The organism is Oleisolibacter albus (genome assembly GCF_003336875.1).
Lineage (GTDB): Bacteria > Pseudomonadota > Alphaproteobacteria > Azospirillales > Azospirillaceae > Niveispirillum > Niveispirillum album.
Genome location: NZ_QGNJ01000003.1, coordinates 211665 through 228104 on the forward strand (window position 1 = coordinate 211665; position 16440 = coordinate 228104).

Annotated in this window: 13 protein-coding genes; 9 read left to right on the forward strand and 4 right to left on the reverse strand. The window is 66.8% G+C overall.

Annotated elements, in window-relative coordinates; translation table 11 throughout:
* From DK368_RS05840 to DK368_RS05850, 3 genes are read right to left on the reverse strand one after another with little or no spacing between them, the layout of a single operon-like run.
* The gene (locus tag DK368_RS05840; RefSeq protein ID WP_114392916.1) at positions 1-663 is read right to left on the reverse strand and encodes a PIG-L deacetylase family protein; all 663 of its coding nucleotides are present in this window, start codon (positions 661-663) and stop codon (positions 1-3) included.
* A gap of 6 nt (positions 664-669) precedes the next feature.
* Positions 670-1491, reverse strand: coding sequence for a glucose-1-phosphate cytidylyltransferase (locus DK368_RS05845; RefSeq protein WP_114392918.1), 822 nt, complete (start codon positions 1489-1491; stop codon positions 670-672).
* Between the two features lie 33 nt (positions 1492-1524).
* Complete coding sequence (locus tag DK368_RS05850; RefSeq protein WP_240002349.1) at positions 1525-2811, reverse strand: class I SAM-dependent methyltransferase; 1287 nt, start codon at positions 2809-2811, stop codon at positions 1525-1527.
* Between the two features lie 448 nt (positions 2812-3259).
* Between DK368_RS05850 and DK368_RS05855 the strand changes: the two genes are divergently transcribed.
* From DK368_RS05855 to purT, 7 genes are all read left to right on the forward strand, one after another.
* Complete coding sequence (locus DK368_RS05855) at positions 3260-4174, forward strand: glycosyltransferase family 2 protein (RefSeq protein ID WP_162305898.1); 915 nt, start codon at positions 3260-3262, stop codon at positions 4172-4174.
* Positions 4175-4300: 126 nt separating this feature from the next.
* Complete coding sequence (locus tag DK368_RS05860; RefSeq protein WP_155524486.1) at positions 4301-5392, forward strand: class I SAM-dependent methyltransferase; 1092 nt, start codon at positions 4301-4303, stop codon at positions 5390-5392.
* Between the two features lie 154 nt (positions 5393-5546).
* The gene (locus DK368_RS05865) at positions 5547-7703 is read left to right on the forward strand and encodes a beta-glucosidase (protein WP_240002350.1); all 2157 of its coding nucleotides are present in this window, start codon (positions 5547-5549) and stop codon (positions 7701-7703) included.
* 160 nt (positions 7704-7863) lie between these two features.
* Positions 7864-8403 carry a PepSY domain-containing protein gene (locus DK368_RS05870; RefSeq protein ID WP_114392927.1) on the forward strand — a complete coding sequence of 180 codons (540 nt, stop codon included), beginning with the start codon at positions 7864-7866 and terminating at the stop codon, positions 8401-8403.
* Positions 8404-8634: 231 nt separating this feature from the next.
* On the forward strand, positions 8635-9549 hold the full coding sequence (locus DK368_RS05875; protein ID WP_114392929.1) for a 5'-methylthioadenosine/S-adenosylhomocysteine nucleosidase: 915 nt from the start codon (positions 8635-8637) through the stop codon (positions 9547-9549).
* A gap of 197 nt (positions 9550-9746) precedes the next feature.
* Positions 9747-10595 carry a serine O-acetyltransferase gene (gene cysE, locus DK368_RS05880; protein WP_114392931.1) on the forward strand — a complete coding sequence of 283 codons (849 nt, stop codon included), beginning with the start codon at positions 9747-9749 and terminating at the stop codon, positions 10593-10595.
* Positions 10596-10666: 71 nt separating this feature from the next.
* Complete coding sequence (gene purT / locus DK368_RS05885; RefSeq protein ID WP_114392933.1) at positions 10667-11842, forward strand: formate-dependent phosphoribosylglycinamide formyltransferase; 1176 nt, start codon at positions 10667-10669, stop codon at positions 11840-11842.
* A gap of 204 nt (positions 11843-12046) precedes the next feature.
* Here purT and DK368_RS05890 read toward each other — a convergent pair whose 3' ends face one another.
* A complete protein-coding gene (locus DK368_RS05890; RefSeq protein ID WP_114392935.1) occupies positions 12047-12940 on the reverse strand; it encodes an SDR family oxidoreductase in 894 nt (297 codons plus the stop codon).
* Between the two features lie 101 nt (positions 12941-13041).
* On the opposite strand from DK368_RS05890, the gene DK368_RS05895 reads away from it, so the two are divergent.
* Together DK368_RS05895 and DK368_RS05900 are read left to right on the forward strand one after the other, a co-directional pair.
* On the forward strand, positions 13042-13869 hold the full coding sequence (locus DK368_RS05895) for a helix-turn-helix transcriptional regulator (protein ID WP_162305899.1): 828 nt from the start codon (positions 13042-13044) through the stop codon (positions 13867-13869).
* Positions 13870-14292: 423 nt separating this feature from the next.
* Positions 14293-15543 (forward strand): MFS transporter, encoded by a 1251-nt coding sequence (locus DK368_RS05900; protein WP_240002351.1) that lies wholly within the window; start codon positions 14293-14295, stop codon positions 15541-15543.
* Positions 15544-16440: the final 897 nt, after the last annotated feature.

Consider the following 16440-nt stretch of genomic DNA (forward strand, 5'->3'; position numbering starts at 1 on the left):
TCACCATAGGGAAAGGTTCAGTTTCTCGGCATGGAATCCTTCCGCCAGCCCGGTGGGGGAGGCTGCCTGCACACCGCGCAGACGCATCAGGCCATGGAAGGTGTCGGGGCTGAACCAGCCCTTGCTGCGCTGGCTGCCGAAGCCGGCCATCAGCGCGTCGATCTTGGCCTGGGCCGTCTCGGCCGTCACCGGCACGAACAGGTTGGGATTGCCCAGATCGCCGTCATATTTCGGGATCTCATAGGCCAGCAGCAGATGGTCGCGGAAGGTGTTCCAGCTCAGTTCCGCCAGCAGCCGGTGGTCCTGGTGTCGGTCGCCGCGCCAATGGGTCAGCACCAGATCCGGGCTGGACCAGCGCTTGAGATCCTCGAACGCTTCCTTGATTCCGCTGAAGTCGGCCGGGAAAAAGCCGTCACGGAAGCCACGCAGGCGCGTGCGCACGGCTGCGGCTCCGCGCAGGAGGGCCGATGCGCTCTCCGCCGCCTCGCGCCCGCGGTCCCCGGCAGCGGCGAACACCACCCAGTCCACCGTCACCGGCTGCGGTCCGGCCAGCAGTCGCAGCAGCGTGGCGCCGCAGCCGATCTCGATGTCGTCGGAATGGGCGCCGATGCACAGCAGGCGCAGCGGTCGTCCCAGATCCCTCCCCGGCAGCAACGACAGCATGGGGTGTCACTCCGCCGCCGGTGCCAGGGCGCGCAGCGGGGGCGCCATCGTGGGACGCCGCCACAGTTCCCAGGGCGCGGGACCGCGCTGCACCGCGCTTTCCAGGGTCTGCAGATCCTTGAAGGTGTCGCACCCGCGCCAGAACCCGTCATGCCGATGGGTCACCAGCCGGCGGGCGGCAATCAGCCGGGAGAAGGGCTCCTCCACCAGTTCCTCGCCCGGTCGGATGAAATCGAAGATCTCCTGCCGGAAAGCGAAGTAGCCGGCGTTGACCCAGAGATCGGCCGATTGCACATCCTCAACGCCGCAGACCGTGCCATCGGCATCCTGCTGCACGAAATGGAAGCTGGTATTGGGACGGGCGGCCATGAAGGCGCCCACCACCTCCGGCCGGTCCAGCCGCGCCAGCACCCGCGGCAGCGGACAGTCCGTCAGCCCGTCGCTGTAATTGGCCAGGAATATCTCCTCCCCCTCCAGGAAGGGACGGACCGCCAGCAGCCGCTCGCCGATATTGGCGTTCAGACCGGTCTCGACGAAGGTGATGCGCCAATCGTCGATGTCGCGGGACAGCAGATCCACGCGCCGCCCGCCATCGGACAGGACGAAGTCGTTGGAAATGCACTCATTGTAATTGAGGAAAAATTCTTTGATGGCATGGCTCTTGTGGCCCGTACACAGGATGAAATCCGTATGCCCGTAATGGGCATAATACTTCATCACATGCCAAAGGATCGGACGGTTTCCCAGCGGGACCATCGGCTTCGGTATCGTCTCCGAGTAATCCCGCATGCGCAGCCCCAGGCCGCCGCAGAACAGAACCACCTTCATGGGTGACTCCTTTGATCAGAAGTGCGCAACGGATCAGTCCAGCACTGTCGGCACCGGGACCGGAACGATGAAGCGGCAGCCCCAGCTCCGGACCTCGGCCAGCTGGGCCATGATCTCGTCCTTGAGGTTCCAGGGCAGGATCAGGATGGCGTCCGGCTTCGCTTCCAGCAGGCGCTCCGGCGCATGGATGGGGATGCGGGTTCCTGGCAGGTACCGCCCGTGCTTGTACGGGTTGCGGTCCACTGTGAAGTCCAGCAGGTCGGTGCGGATACCGCAGTAGTTCAGCAGCGTGTTGCCCTTGCCCGGGGCCCCGTAGCCGACCACGCGCTTGCCCCGGCGCTTCAGGTCGATCAGCAGGTCCAGCAGCCGGAATTTGGTTTCCGCCACGGCGCGGCCGAAGGCGGCATAGGTTTCCGCCTGGAACAGTCCGGCCCCTTCTTCCCGCGCCAGCAGTGCGGCGACTGCGGGCATTGTGGCCCAACGCCCCTGCTCCCGGCAGGCGAAGACGCGCAGTGAGCCGCCATGGCTCCACAGCTCGTCCACGTCGAAGACGCGCAGCCCGTGGGCGGCCAGCAGACGCCGCACCGTGCCCAGTGAGAAATAGCTGAAATGCTCGTGGTAGATGGTGTCGAACTGGTTTTCCGCCAGCAGCCGGGCCAGATGCGGGAACTCCAGCGTCAGCACCCCGTCGGGCTTCAACAGCCGGGCCAGCCCGGCCACGAAATCGTTGAGATCCGGCACCTGGGCCAGCACATTGTTGCCGGTGATCAGGTCGGCTTGCCGCCCCATGGCCGCCAGTTCTGTTGCCAGATCGCGCCCGAAGAACCGCACCAGCGTGTCCACGCCCACATCGGCCGCCGCCCGCGCCACATTGGCCGCCGGCTCAATGCCCAGGCAGGGAATGCCGCGCTCGACAAAGCTGCGCAGCAGATAGCCGTCATTGGATGCCACCTCGACCACGAAGCTGCCGGCGTCCAGACCCAGGCGCCCGACCATGATTTCGGTATAGTGGCGTGCATGCTCCAGCCAGGCCTGCGAGTAGCTGGAGAAGTAGGCGTATTCACTGAAGATCTCCTCCACCGCCACATACTCGCCCAGCTGCGCCAGCCAACAGGCGGGACAGACTTTCACATCCAGGGGGTGAAACTGTTCGCCATGCCCCAGCGCCTGTGCCGGCACGAAGCTTTCACACAGGGGAGAGAGGCCGAGATCGACGAAGGGCAGCAGGCCCGCGTGACCGCAGGCCCGGCAGACCGTGCGTCCACGCCCCTCCGTCCGTCCGTCCGCCGTCACGATCGGATCGGGCAGAATCGAATCCACTTGCGCCTCCTTGCACCTTGGCCCCACAGGTCCGCCGCACATCTGCGGATAGTGTGAGGGTGCTGCACCGCGGCGTTGAGCGCAAATTCCCCAAAGGAGAATTCTGGAACAGTCGTATTGCCCGGAAGAGGTGTCGAACAATTGCCGGCCGTTTCCGTTAGAATCTGACATCGATACCGAAAATGTCCGCCCCGGATACGGCCCGCATCAATTGTGCGGCGGGCAGGTTCATTACTTCTCAGAACCGGCAAGATCGTCCAATTGATGAAGTGTCAGATTGGTGGTGCTGCCACCGGGTGCGAGAACGTGCAGGTGGGTCGCCGGTCGTGGTAGCCCAATGCCCTGTGGTGTAAGGCCCCCTGGACTGCTTCCGGTGTGCCGCTGGCTCTGGCAGCTTGGTTCCGGCAATGCGGGAACGCAGCGTGGGGATGGGGGAGTGATCGCCATCATGCCGTTGGTTTCCATCGGGTTGCCCGTCTTTAACGGTGAGGCGTATCTGGAGCGGGCCGTCCGCGCCATCCTGGCGCAGAGCTTTACCGATTTTGAACTGGTGGTCTGCGACAATGCTTCCACCGACCGGACACCGGAGATCCTGGCGCGGCTGGCCGCCGACGATGTGCGTCTGCGGGTGCACCGCAATGCGGAGAATATCGGGGCGGCGCCGAACTGGAACCGCGTCTTCACCTTGTCGCGTGGCCGCTATTTCAAATGGGCCGCGTCTGATGACGTGCATGAACCCACCTTTCTGGAGCGGACCGTTGCCGCTCTTGAGGCCGATCCCGGTGTGGTCTTGGCCCACAGCCGGACGCGGCTGGTGGATGAGAACGAGCATGATCTGGTCTTCGATTCGCTGTCGGGCTGTTATCGGGACCGGGCCGGCAACCTAAGGGTTGGTCCGCCGCCGGCCGGACGGGCCAGTTCCGATGATCCGGTGGAGCGTTTCACGGACCTGTTCCTGCGCACCATCCGTTGCACCGACATTTTCGGCCTCATCCGGGCCGACGTGTTGCGTCAGACGCCCTTGCACCGGTCCTACTACAGCTCGGACAAGGCGCTGCTGACCGAACTGGCCCTGCGCGGGCGGTTCCATGAGGTGCCGGAGCCGCTGTTCATGAAGCGCGATCACGACCGTACCTCGCTGACTCTGTCGGCGGAGGAACAGCGGCGCTGGATCGACACCCGGGCCGAGGTGTCCCGCTGGTCGCCCAAACGGCAGCAGTATCTGCAGATCCTGGGGGCTTGCCTGCGGGTGCCCGGCCTCGGCCCAGCCCAGCGCCTGCACTGCGCCGCCGTGGTTCTCGGGCGGGTGGACTGGGTCCATTTCGTGAAGAGCCGGGTCGGTGTCCACCCCCTCCACGCCTGAGCCGATGCGCCGATCGAGGAGCATGGTCCCGTGAACACCCGATCCTCCCAGGACTGTCCCTGTTGCGGGACGGTGGCGGAACTTTTTTTCGATGGCGGCCAGCTGCCAGTCAACAGCACCACGCTGATGCGTAGCCGCCCCGCGGCTCTGGCGGAGCCGCGGGGACGCCTGCGTCTGTGCGTCTGCCCCGGTTGCGGCTTCCTCTTCAACAGTGCCTTCGATCCGGCCCGGATCCGCATGGACACGGATCTGGAGGAAACCCAGGGATTCTCTCCCACCTTCGTGCGCTTCCACGAAGCGTTGGCCGCAGATCTGGTCCGGCGCCACCGGCTGCGGGGTCGGCGTATCGTGGAGATCGGCTGCGGCAAGGGGGAGTTCCTGGCGCTGCTGGCCCGGATGGCCATGGGCAGCGGCCACGGCTTCGATCCCGCCTTCGTCCCCGGCCGCGCTGGTCCGGGTCAGGATCGCATCCGGGTGGAGCCGATCCTGTTCGGGTCGGCGGAGGCGGACAGGGTTCGGGGTGATCTGTTCGTCTGCAAGATGACGCTGGAGCATATCCAGTACCCGCCGGACTTCCTGGACCTGATCGGCCGGGCGGCACGGGCCAGCGGGAACGCCCCCCTTGTGCTCATGGTGCCGGAAACCCTGGTCATTCTCGACCGGCTCCAGGTCTGGGACCTGTATTACGAGCATTGCAGCAACTTCACACCAGGGTCACTGGCCCGGCTGTTCCGTGCCCACGGGCTGGCGCCCACGGTCCTGCGCACGGCCTTTGACGGCCATTACCTCATCATCGAAGCGATGCCGGACGCGGCCGGGGCGATCACGGCACTGGATCTGCCGGAGGAGAAGCCGCAGCAGGTGGTGGATGCCGCCCGGCGGTTCGGGGATGCGGCCCGGTTGAGGCTGGACGGCTGGCGCGACCGGATGGAACGCTGGGGACAGGCGGGACGGAAAGTCGTGCTCTGGGGCAGCGGTTCCCGTGCTACGGCCCTGGCCAACATGGTCGGACTGGATGATCGCGTCCAGGCCGTCGTCGACATCAATCCCCACCGGCGCGGCAGCTATGTGGCCGGGACCGGCCATCCCGTGGTCGGTCCCGCCGATCTGGCCGAGATCCGGCCGGATGTGGTGGTGGTGATGAACCCGGTCTACCGCGATGAGATCGCAGCGCTCCTGCGGCAGCAGGGGCTGTCGCCGGTCCTGGAAGCCGTCTGATCTTTCCCCGCCCGCCCCGGCAGCGACACCCTGCGCCGTGACAAGCCCCGCACCGCTCACCTACGGTCGGCATCGGACCAGCAGCGGCGTGGCACGGCGCCGGAAGGGACGGGAAGTCATGATGGGCGCGCGGATTGTATTGTCGACAGTGGGAATGGGCCTGGCGCTGATGGCGGGTTCCGCCGCGGCGGGTGAGGCGTGGCGCGACCCGTCGCTCTCCCCCGACGAGCGGGCGCGTCTGCTGGATGCCGCGCTGACCCTGGAGGAGCGCATCGGCCTGCTGCACGGCCCCATGGCACTCAGCCTCGACGGCAAGCCGCTGCCGGCCGGCGCCTTGGGCGGGGCCGGGTTCATTCCCGGCGTGCCGCGCCTGGGGATTCCCGCATTGCAGGAGACCGACGCCAGCCTGGGCGTGACCAATCCCGCCAATGTGCGGCCGGGCGATACGGCCACGGCCCTGCCGGCCAGCCTGGCCCTGGCTGCCAGCTTCAATCCCCGCCTCGCCTATGAGGGTGGGGCCATGATCGCGCGCGAGGCGGTATCCAAGGGCTTCAATGTGCTGCTGGCCGGCGGGGCCAATCTGGCCCGCGACCCCCGCAACGGCCGCAATTTCGAATATCTGGGCGAGGACCCCTGGCTGGCTGGCATCATGGCCGGGGAGAGCATCCGCGGGATCCAGAGCCAGGGTATGATCTCCACCGTCAAACATTTCAGTCTCAACGGGCAGGAGACCGGCCGCTTCGTCGCCAACGCGGTCATCGACGAGGCGGCACACCGCGAAAGTGACCTGCTGGCCTTCCAGATCGCCATCGAACGCGGACGGCCCGGTGCCGTCATGTGCGCTTACAACCAGGTCAACGGTGCCTATGCCTGCGGCAACGAGCATCTGTTGAACGGTGTGCTGAAGGGCGACTGGGGCTATCCCGGCTGGGTCATGTCCGATTGGGGCGCGGTGAAAGCGACGGACTTCGCGCTGAAGGGGCTGGACCAGCAATCGGGCGAGCAGTTGGACGGTCAGGTCTGGTTCGGCCCGGCGCTGAAACAGGCCGTTGCCGCTGGTACGGTGCCGGAGGACCGGCTGTCGGACATGGCGCGGCGCATCCTGCGCTCCATGTTTGCCGCCGGCCTGTTCGATGCCGGGCCTGCCCGACCGCCCGTTGATCTGGCGGCCCATGGCGCCATCGCCCGGCAGGTGGCGGACGAGGGGATCGTGCTGCTGGCCAATCCCAAGGGGCTGCTGCCGTTGGCACCGGCGGTGAAGCGCATCGCCGTGATCGGTGGCCATGCCGATGCCGGTGTGCTGTCCGGCGCTGGGTCGTCCCAGGTCACCGGCATCGGCGGCGATGCCCGTTCGGTTCCCGTCGGTGGGGAAGGTGCGCTGGCCTTCTGGGGGCGCATGGTTTTCCACGCTTCGTCACCGCTGAAAGCCCTGCGCGCCCGGCTGCCCGGTGCCAGCGTGACGTTCGACGACGGGCGCTATCCCGCGGCGGCAGCGGCCCTGGCCCGGGCGTCGGACGTGGTCATCGTCTTCGCCAACCAGTGGATGGCTGAGGGACAGGACGCCTACGACCTGACCCTGCCCGAAGGACAGGACGCACTGATCGAGGCGGTGGCTGCGGCCAATTCCAATTGCATCGTCGTCCTGCAGACGGGCGGACCGGTGCTGATGCCCTGGCTGGGTCGGGTGGGGGCGGTGCTGTCGGCCTGGTACAGCGGCCAGCAGGGTGGGGAAGCCATCGCCGATGTGCTGACCGGCGCCGTCAATCCGTCGGGCCGGCTGCCGATCACCTTCCCGGCCGGGGCCGACCAGGTCCCGCGCCCACAGCTGCCGGGCTGGGGGCTGCTGCCCACGCAGCCTTTCGACGTGGTCTATGACGAGGGTGCCGATGTGGGCTATCGCCGCTACGCGGCCAAGGGGCTGACGCCGCTGTTCCCCTTCGGCCATGGCCTGTCCTACACGACGTTCAGCTATGGCGGGCTGACGGTCACCGGTGGCGAGACGCTGACCGTCCGTTTCCAGGTCACCAACACCGGCAAACGCGCCGGACAGGATGTGCCCCAGGTCTATCTGGCCGGGATCGGCGGCCAGCCGCTGCGGCGCCTGATCGGTTTCGAGAAACTGGCGCTGGATCCGGGGGAGCGCCGCACGGTGACGTTGCGCGCCGATCCGCGGCTGCTGGCCCGGTTCGACGAGGCCGGACGCCGCTGGCGCATCGATGGCGGCCCTTACCGTGTGGTGGTCGGCCCCTCGGCGGCCGAGGCCGTCCTGACCGGGACGGCGGCTGTGACGCCGCGGACAATGGCCCCCTGACAGCTGGACCGCGGATCTGTCCTCACCGGGTCAGGTCCGCGGGTTCCTCTCACGACTGGCGGTACGGCTGCGGGGCATGCGGCTTCAGGGCGATTCTGTGGCGGCGGAACCCGGGGTGGCCCCCTGTCGTTGATGGCAGGACGCCACAACGTGGAGACCCATGATGACACGGATGATTCCGGCTTTCGCCCTCGGTCTTGGTCTGATGCTGACGGCCCCGGTCGCCTTCGCCGCCCCGGACAAGGAGGACGCCCAGGCGCTGCGCAGCGCGTCGGTGTCGCTGACTCAGGCCATCGAGACGGCGGAGAAGCAGGGCAAGGGCAAGGCCCTGGAAGCTGAGTTCGATACAGAGAACGGGGCCGGCCGATATGAAATTAAGGTCCTGGCCGGTCAGACGGTGACGGAATATGCCATCGATGCCCGCTCCGGTCAGGTGGTCGGTTCCGAGCAGCAGACCCTGGAAAGCTGGGCCAAGGATCTGGGCCTGGGGGCCGACGCCTCCAGTCTGAATACCGCCCGCACCACACTGAGCCAGGCCATTGGCGTCGCCGAGCAGCGCGCCGGCGGCAAAGCCTATGAGGTGGATGTGGAAAGCAATGACGGGGCCATCCAGTACGAGGTATCGGTGCTGAAGGGCGACCAGGCCCAGACCGTCCGTGTGGACGGCAACAACGGTACGGTGGTGTCGGCCAGCCGCTGACACCTGCCCGCTCCCGCCGCGGAACAATACCCCCGGGACCGATCGGTCCCGGGGTTTGCATTTGACGTGCCTGCAAAGCGTGCAGCCCGGCTGCCCATGGCAGGAGCAACAGCGGCATCCGCCGCATCCGGGGCGCATCGCGGGGCCGCAGACCCTGCGGTTCCCGGCTGGTCCGGCCTTTGCTACCCCTACCGCCGGTGCCCCCGTCGGCACCGGCCAGGGGGAAGGATCATGCGGCTGTTTCTCTGTCTGATGCTGTTGCTTCTACCGGTGGGACCGGCTGTTGCGGCCGGCCGGCTCGACCCGACGCCGCGGGTGGCGGTGATGTCGGCATTCGCGCCCGAACTGGCGCGGCTGCTGGAGGCGACGGAGCAGCCGCAGCGTTTCAGCGAGAACGGCATCGACTTCACCACGGGCCGCCTGGGTGGACAGCCCGTGGTTCTGGTGCTCAGTGGCATCAGCATGGTCAATGCCGCCATGACCACGCAGATGCTGCTGGACCGGTTCCAGGTCACGGCCCTGGTGTTCAGCGGCATCGCCGGGGGCGTCGATCCCGCGCTGATGGTCGGCGATGTGGCCGTGCCCCGCCAATGGGGCCAGTTCATGGAAAGCTACATGGCGCGGGAGGAACAGGGGCGCTTCAAGCCGCCGGTCTGGGCGACCACGCCCTACCCCAATTTCGACATGCTGTTCCCGGCGCCGGTCACCATGCGCAGCACCGCCAGGCCCGCCGGTGAGAAGCAGTTCTGGTTCGCGGCCGATCCGGCCCTGCTGGCGGTGGCGGAGCGTGTCGCGCCCCAGGTGCCGTTGGAGCGCTGCAACGGCCCGGACCATTGCCTCGACCATGCGCCGGCGGTTCGGGTGGGGGGCAATGGCGTCACGGGACCGGCCTTTGTCGACAATGCCCGGCTGCGCGCCTATCTCTTCTCCACCTTCCAGGCCCGGGTGGTCGATATGGAAAGTGCTGCCGTCGCCATGGTCGCGCAGCAGAACGGTGTGCCCTTCATCGCTTTCCGCAGCCTGTCCGATCTGGCCGGGGGCGATCAGGACGAGAACCGCATGTACACCTTCCTGTCCCTGGCCGCGGGCAATGCCGCCCGCGTGGTCGTCGCTTTCCTGCAGGCCCTGCCGCCGCCGGTGCGCTGACGGGCTTCTTTCCCCAGGCGGGCTGCCCATGCCAGTGCCGCATCACGGCCAGGACATGCGTTGGGGCAGCAGCGCCGCCCGATCTCTGCTATGCCTTGTCGGCCTGCCCAACCGCTCCCAGCTTTCCAGCACAGCGGCAGGCCCGGCGGCCGACGCCGGCCGGTGGAGGTCAGGGAGGCCAGCCAGTGGAGACGAAGATGAGTGAACGCGGCCGGTTGTCCCAGGACCAGACCTCGCCCCTGATGCAGCTCGACCCGGTCTGGGCCCGCCTGCGCCGGGAAGCGGAAGAGGCGGTGCGGCAGGAGCCGATGCTGGCCACGTTGCTCTATGGTGCCATCCTCAGCCGCGGGTCGCTGGAAGAGGCGGTGATCCACCGCATCGCCGCCCGGCTCGATCACCCCGACCTGCCCGGCGACCTGCTGGTGCAGGCCTTTGTCCAGTCCCTGGCCGGTGACCCCGGTATCGGCGAGGCCATGCGCGCCGACATCAGCGCCGTCTATGACCGCGACCCTGCCTGCACCCGCTATCTGGAGCCGGTGCTGTTCTTCAAGGGCTTCCACGCGCTGCAGACCCATCGTCTGGCCCATCAGCTCTGGCAGGCCGGCCGCCGCGACATGGCCTATTACCTGCAAAGCCGCGCCTCGGTGGTGTTCGCCATCGACATCCACCCTGCCGCCCGCTTCGGCCGCGGCGTGATGATCGACCATGGCACCGGCGTCGTCGTCGGCGAGACCGCTGTCGTGGGCGATGGGGTTTCCATGCTGCACGGGGCCAATCTGGGCGGCAACGGCAAGGAGACGGGTGACCGCCATCCCAAGGTCGGCTCCAACGTGCTGATCGGCGCCTATGCCAAGATCCTGGGCAATATCCAGGTGGGCAGCGGCTCGCGCATCGCTGCCGGCTCGGTGGTGCTGAAGCCGGTGCCGCCCTGCGTCACCGTGGCCGGGGTGCCGGCCCGCATCGTCGGTCAGGCCGGCTGTGCCGACCCGGCCCGCAGCATGGACCATCTGTTCGGGGATTTCCTGGACGCCGGCGCCGACATCTGACAAACAGCGGCGCGAGGTCCCGCCGCCACCGGGTTCGGACAGGGCGGGTGCAGACAGGGGAAGCCGCCATCATGACCGTCACCGCCAAGATCCTGCTGCTCGGCTCCGGCGAGCTGGGCAAGGAGTTCGTCATTTCGGCCAAGCGCCTGGGCTGCCATGTCGTGGCCTGCGACAGCTATGCCGGGGCGCCGGCCATGCAGGTGGCCGACGCCTGCGAGGTCTTCCCCATGCTCGATGCCGGGCTGCTGCGCACCGCCATCGAGCGGCACAAGCCGGACTTCATCGTGCCGGAGGTGGAGGCCATCCGCACCGAGGTGCTGCAGGAGATGGAGGAGCGGGGCTACACCGTCGTGCCCTCTGCCCGCGCCACGGTCATGACCATGAACCGCGACCGCATCCGTGAGGTGGCGGCCACCGAGCTGGGCCTGCGCACCTCGCGCTACCGCTATGCCGAAAGCCTGGAGCAGGTGCGGGCCGCCGTGGCCCATACCGGCCTGCCCTGTGTCATCAAGCCGGTCATGTCCTCCTCCGGCAAGGGCCAGAGCACGGTCCGGGACGAGGCCGGGCTGGAGGCGGCCTGGGACTATGCCGTGGCCAACATGCGCGGTGACCGCCGCAAGGTCATCGTCGAGGAATTCATCGCCTTCGATTACGAGATCACCCTGCTGACCGTGCGCGGCCGCGACGGCGTGGTGTTCTGCCCGCCCATCGGGCATCGGCAGGAGCGCGGGGATTATCAGGAATCCTGGCAGCCCGTCCCCATGGCGCCGGCCCTGCTGGCCCAGGCCGAGGATATGGCGCGCAAGGTTGTCGACAATCTGGGCGGCTACGGCATTTTCGGCGTGGAGTTCTTCGTCACCCGTGACGCCGTGATCTTCTCCGAACTGTCGCCGCGCCCCCATGACACCGGCATGGTGACGCTGCGGTCCCAGACCCTGTCGGAGTTCGACCTGCACGCCCGCGCCATCCTGGGGCTGCCGATTCCCGCGATCGCCGTGCCCCAGCCGACCGCTTCGGCCGTGATCCTGGCCGACCGGGGATCGGAGCGGTTCCGCATCACCGGTCTGGCCGAGGCCCTGTCCGTCGGTCGGCCGGAGCAGGAGGTGGATGTGCGTCTGTTCGGCAAGCCGGCCACACGCCCCTACCGCCGCATGGGCGTGGCCCTGGCCAAGGGTGCCAACACCGACGAGGCCCGCGCCACGGCCCGCGAGGCCGCCGCCCGTATCCGCATCCAGTATGAGGATTGAGGCGTCGACCAGGGTGATGACTCGGGGAGGGGATGATGGCTCGGTGTGAGCAGGCCCGGTCCCGAGGTCCAGTCGATTCGGTTCGCGTGCGGGGAGGTGCTGACCATCTGGTGTGCCGGCGGCTTGTGCCGCTTCCTGATGGACGCGATCCGGGCGTCGGCACCCGGCCTCCGACGGACCCGGGACCGCCCCAATGAGGAAGGCTCAGGCCCCGAAATAGCCCGTCTGCCCGATATCGTCGATGAGGCCGATCTCGCGGGGCGACCAGTTCAGGTGCGCGCGGGTGCGTGCGCTGGATGTCGGGCAGTCAAGGCCGGCGAACCGGCTGAACCAGCCGAAATGATCTGCTGCCGCAACCGGTGCGATGGACACCACCGGCAGATCCAATTGCCGCCCGATGGCCTCGGCGATCCGGCGCATGGGAACGCCCTCTTCGGCAATGGCATGGAAGGGGCCGCCCCGGGCACCCGCCTCCAGCGCCAGACGGTACAGTCGCGCCGCATCCCGGCGGTGGACCGCCGGCCAGCGGTTCTCGCCGTCGCCGATATAAGCCGAGACGCCGGTGCGCCGGGCGATGTCATGGAGGATGCGGGCGAAGCCGTGATCGCCGACGCCATGGGTGGAGGGCGGCAGGCGGACGACCCCGACGCGGACATTGTGGGCCGCGAGATCCGCCGCGGCGACCTCGGACAGGCGGGGCAGGGACTCGGAGGGCGGCCGGTGGGGATCCTCCTCGTCGGCCACAGGCCCGCGGGCCTGGAGGGTTGCCCCCGTTGTCACCAGCAGCGGCCGGTCCGAACCGGAGAGGACTTCGCCCATAGCCAGGATCGCCGCCCAATCCTGCTGGCAGTTGGCGGCATAGCGGGAGAAGTCATGGTTGAAGGCGGTATGGATGACCCCGTCGGCCAGGGCGGCGCCGCGCCGCAGGCTGTCGAGATCCTCCAGACTGCCACGGTGGACAGCGGCACCGGCGGCGGTCAGCACGGCGGCCTTGGCCTCCGTGCGGGCAAGCCCCAGGACCTGGTGGCCGGTGGCGATCAGCTCCTGCACGATGGCGGAGCCGACGAACCCTGTGGCACCGGTGACAAAGACGCGCATGACGAACCTCTGGAAGGAAGGGGGCGACTTCCACTGTTCGTGCACGCACTATCCTAGTAAAGTAGTGATGTTATCATGGTATAGAAAACAACAGGATCGGCATGTCGGCGACAGTAGAGAACTGGCTGGGCAGTTTCCTGAAGGACCGCCGGACGAGGCTGGACCCGGTCGCCTTCGGATTCCCCGCTGGTCGGCGGCGCACACCCGGCCTGCGCCGGGAGGAGGTGGCCCAGCGCGCCAATATCAGCGCCACCTGGTACACCTGGCTCGAACAGGGTCGTGGCGGTTCGCCCTCGGCCGATGTGCTGGATCGCATCGCGCGGGCGTTGATGCTGACCGATGCGGAGCGGGAGCATCTGTTCCTGCTCGGGCTGGGCCGCCCGCCAGAGGTCCGCTGTTCCGTGGGTGAGGATGTGACGCCGCGCCTGCAGCGCGTCTTGGATGCCCTGAACCCCAACCCGGCTCTGATCAAGACCGTGACCTGGGATGTGGTGGCCTGGAACCGGGCGGCCGCGGCAGTCCTGACCGACTATGGCACCCTGCCACCTGGGCGGCGCAACATTCTGCGGCAGATCTTCTGCGATTCCCGCGTGCGGGCTGCCCAGTTCGATTGGGAAAGCGTGGCGCGTTTTGTCGTCGGCGCCTTCCGCGCCGACGCTGCCCGTGCCGACGCCACCCATGCAGGAGCCGAGGTGCAGAGTCTGATCGCGGACCTGTCACGGCAGAGCCCGGACTTCGCCCGCTTGTGGGCGTCCAACGATGTCCGCAACTTCGGTGAAGGCACGAAGCATCTCCACCACCCGCAACTGGGGAATCTGGCCCTGGAATATTCCGCCTTCGCCGTTGATGGACGGCCGGATCTGATGATGCTGGTCTATATCCCGGCAGCGCCCGACGATGCCGCCAAGATCCGCGCGCTCATCGCGTGATGCGCGGACAACCATGCGTCAGTCGCAGACAGGACCCAGCGGGTCGCATTCTGGACCAACTCTTCAATGCCAGCGAATTTCGGAGAATGTCGGATGGAACCCGGAGGTCGCGGCACCATACCGGTGCCGCGGAACCCGGGAGGTGAGGGCCGTGCCGATTTCGGCTCCGACCCGACCACTGCACCTTCCCGGGCGTTTGCTCCCTAAACTCAGGAGCCGCTTAAGAGCGGCTTTTCTGGATGGCCTGATCCTATGCCAAGCCGTGCCGGTTTGCCACAGGAATAATTGCTACGCGTTTTCTGCATTCCCACGGTAATTCGCATACCGGATTTATGAAAGGGCGCCCGACGTGCCGGGCGGGCAGCATCCATGCAAGCTCTGCGCTTCCCGCAGAGCATTCTCATTTCTTAATGCAGAGCAGGAATGGCACCGGAACAGGGCGGGATGATGGGCGTACAGCAGCAAGGCGAGGCCGGCCCGATGATCGAGGCCGGGACGGCCGGTTTCCGCCGCATCACGCTGGCCGTGGCCGCAGCCGGCTTCTCCACCTTCGCGCTGCTGTACCATGTGCAGCCACTGCTGCCGCTGTTCGCACAGGAATTCGGCGTCAGTGCCGCGGCCAGCGCTTTGTCCCTATCGCTGGCCACGGGATTGCTGTCGGTCTCGCTGCTGCTGGCCGGGTCGCTGTCCGATGTCTGGGGCCGCAAACCGGTCATGGTCGCGTCACTGATGGCCTCGGCCCTGCTGACGCTGGCCTCCGCCGGTGTGTCGTCCTGGCATGCCTTCCTGCTGATGCGGGCGCTGGCCGGCATCACCCTCAGCGGACTGCCGGCCGTGGCCATGGCCTATCTGGGGGAGGAGATGCATCCCCGGGCCATCGGTCTGGCCATGGGACTCTACATCTCCGGCACGGCGCTGGGCGGCATGGCCGGTCGGCTGGTCACCGGCGTCGTGGCCGATCATGTCCCCTGGCAGGTGGCGACCCTGGCCATCGGCATGGGCGGACTGCTGTCGGGATTGGCTTTGGCCCGCTGGCTGCCGGCTTCACGTCAGTTCCAGCCTCAGCCCTTGCGCCTGGGGCTGCTGCTGCGCGGATTGGGGGCACAGTTCCGCGATCGCGGCTTGCGCCTGTTGTTCCTGTCCGCCTTCCTGGTCATGGGCAGCTTCGTCACCGTCTATAACTATATCGGGTTCCAGCTGCTGGGGCCGCCCTTCGATCTCAGCCAGACCCAGGTCGGCCTCATCTTCAGCGCCTATCTGCTGGGCATGGGCAGTTCGGCCTGGATCGGCAATCTGGCCGGTCGGTTGGGGCGCGGACTGATGCTGGGGGGCATGGTGCTGCTGATGCTGCTGGGAACGGTCCTGACGCTGCTGCCCTGGCTGCCGGCGGTGGTGGCCGGCATCGCCGCCCTGACCTTCGGTTTCTTCGGTGCCCATTCCGTGGCCAGCAGTTGGGTCGGGCGTAGGGCCGGGGCGGCCAAGGCGCAAGCGTCGTCGCTCTATCTGTACTTTTATTACATGGGATCGAGTCTGGCCGGTGGGTTCGGCGGCGTCCTCTTCGGATGCTGGCACTGGACCGGTGTCGTCGGTCTGGTGCTGCTGCTGCTGCTTGCCGCGCTGATCGTCGCCGGCCACTTGCGCCGGATGGAGCGGCGCGAAGCAATAACACTTTGAATATAAAGAAAAAGGCCGCCCGGAGGCGGCCTGAGTTTAGGGAGGAAACGCCCAAGAAGTGCGTTACAGCACGTGTGCTGCACTGCAAAGACTAAGGGCAGGCGCCGGGCGATGCAATAGTGATATTTTTACCGAAATATCTTGACATGCGCATTGTGCGAGCAAAAAGCCTAAAAAATAGGCCATTTCGGCGTGACGCGGCCTTTGTTGTAGTTTAATTACCTCAGACAAAGAATTATAATTTCGTATCTGCTGGAGCTTGTCTGCAAATCTGTCTCTGGTCGGCGCCGGTGCGGGGGCTGGCATGCGTCTTTCGTTTGGATCTCGCCGGCTCTTGCCTAGAATGCGGGCAGGAAGAAGGGCTGCCATCGGAAGGGGCAGGGCCGCCCCGCAGGGCACCAGCACTCGGCCGGCCGCCGATATGATCCCGCTGTTCTGGTCCTGACCGCGGACGTAATGCACCGTAAAGGCAACCCCAAGCTGACGGTAAGGTGACAAACATGACCCTAAGCTGACATGGTGGCGGGGGATGTCGCCTTGCATGGTCTTGTAAATATAGGATTATTATCTTTAATGCGACAAACGTAACGCATTTCCAGACCCGGTCGCCTTGCCCATGTCGAGGTGGTTTCCGCAATCACGGGAATGGGTCTCCATGCGCTCATGAGAGAGCTGCAGAGCAGCCCTTTGCCGCACGATCTGCCGCTCATGGGACTGTCGCGTCGGTGACATGAGTGACAGACGCTGCGTCGGCCATACCTTGCTGTTGACCGTGTCCAAGAACCCGGCCCCTTGGGAGCCAGGAACATGCGAGCATAAAATAGGACTTTTGTCCATATGTGGCGTTCGGTGCTCGGCCTTCCGATGGCCCGCTCGGGCATGCAGGCCATGGCCTGC

Bases quoted from the DNA above. Each gene is read 5' to 3' on its own strand.
- DK368_RS05840 (WP_114392916.1), bottom strand. From the start codon at position 663: ATGCTGTCGTTGCTGCCGGGGAGGGATCTGGGACGACCGCTGCGCCTG.
- DK368_RS05845 (WP_114392918.1), bottom strand. From the start codon at position 1,491: ATGAAGGTGGTTCTGTTCTGCGGCGGCCTGGGGCTGCGCATGCGGGAT.
- DK368_RS05855 (WP_162305898.1), top strand. From the start codon at position 3,260: ATGCCGTTGGTTTCCATCGGGTTGCCCGTCTTTAACGGTGAGGCGTAT.
- DK368_RS05860 (WP_155524486.1), top strand. From the start codon at position 4,301: ATGCGTAGCCGCCCCGCGGCTCTGGCGGAGCCGCGGGGACGCCTGCGT.
- DK368_RS05865 (WP_240002350.1), top strand. From the start codon at position 5,547: ATGGGCCTGGCGCTGATGGCGGGTTCCGCCGCGGCGGGTGAGGCGTGG.
- DK368_RS05870 (WP_114392927.1), top strand. From the start codon at position 7,864: ATGATGACACGGATGATTCCGGCTTTCGCCCTCGGTCTTGGTCTGATG.
- DK368_RS05875 (WP_114392929.1), top strand. From the start codon at position 8,635: ATGCGGCTGTTTCTCTGTCTGATGCTGTTGCTTCTACCGGTGGGACCG.
- cysE (WP_114392931.1), top strand. From the start codon at position 9,747: ATGAGTGAACGCGGCCGGTTGTCCCAGGACCAGACCTCGCCCCTGATG.
- purT (WP_114392933.1), top strand. From the start codon at position 10,667: ATGACCGTCACCGCCAAGATCCTGCTGCTCGGCTCCGGCGAGCTGGGC.
- DK368_RS05890 (WP_114392935.1), bottom strand. From the start codon at position 12,940: ATGCGCGTCTTTGTCACCGGTGCCACAGGGTTCGTCGGCTCCGCCATC.
- DK368_RS05895 (WP_162305899.1), top strand. From the start codon at position 13,042: ATGTCGGCGACAGTAGAGAACTGGCTGGGCAGTTTCCTGAAGGACCGC.
- DK368_RS05900 (WP_240002351.1), top strand. From the start codon at position 14,293: ATGGCACCGGAACAGGGCGGGATGATGGGCGTACAGCAGCAAGGCGAG.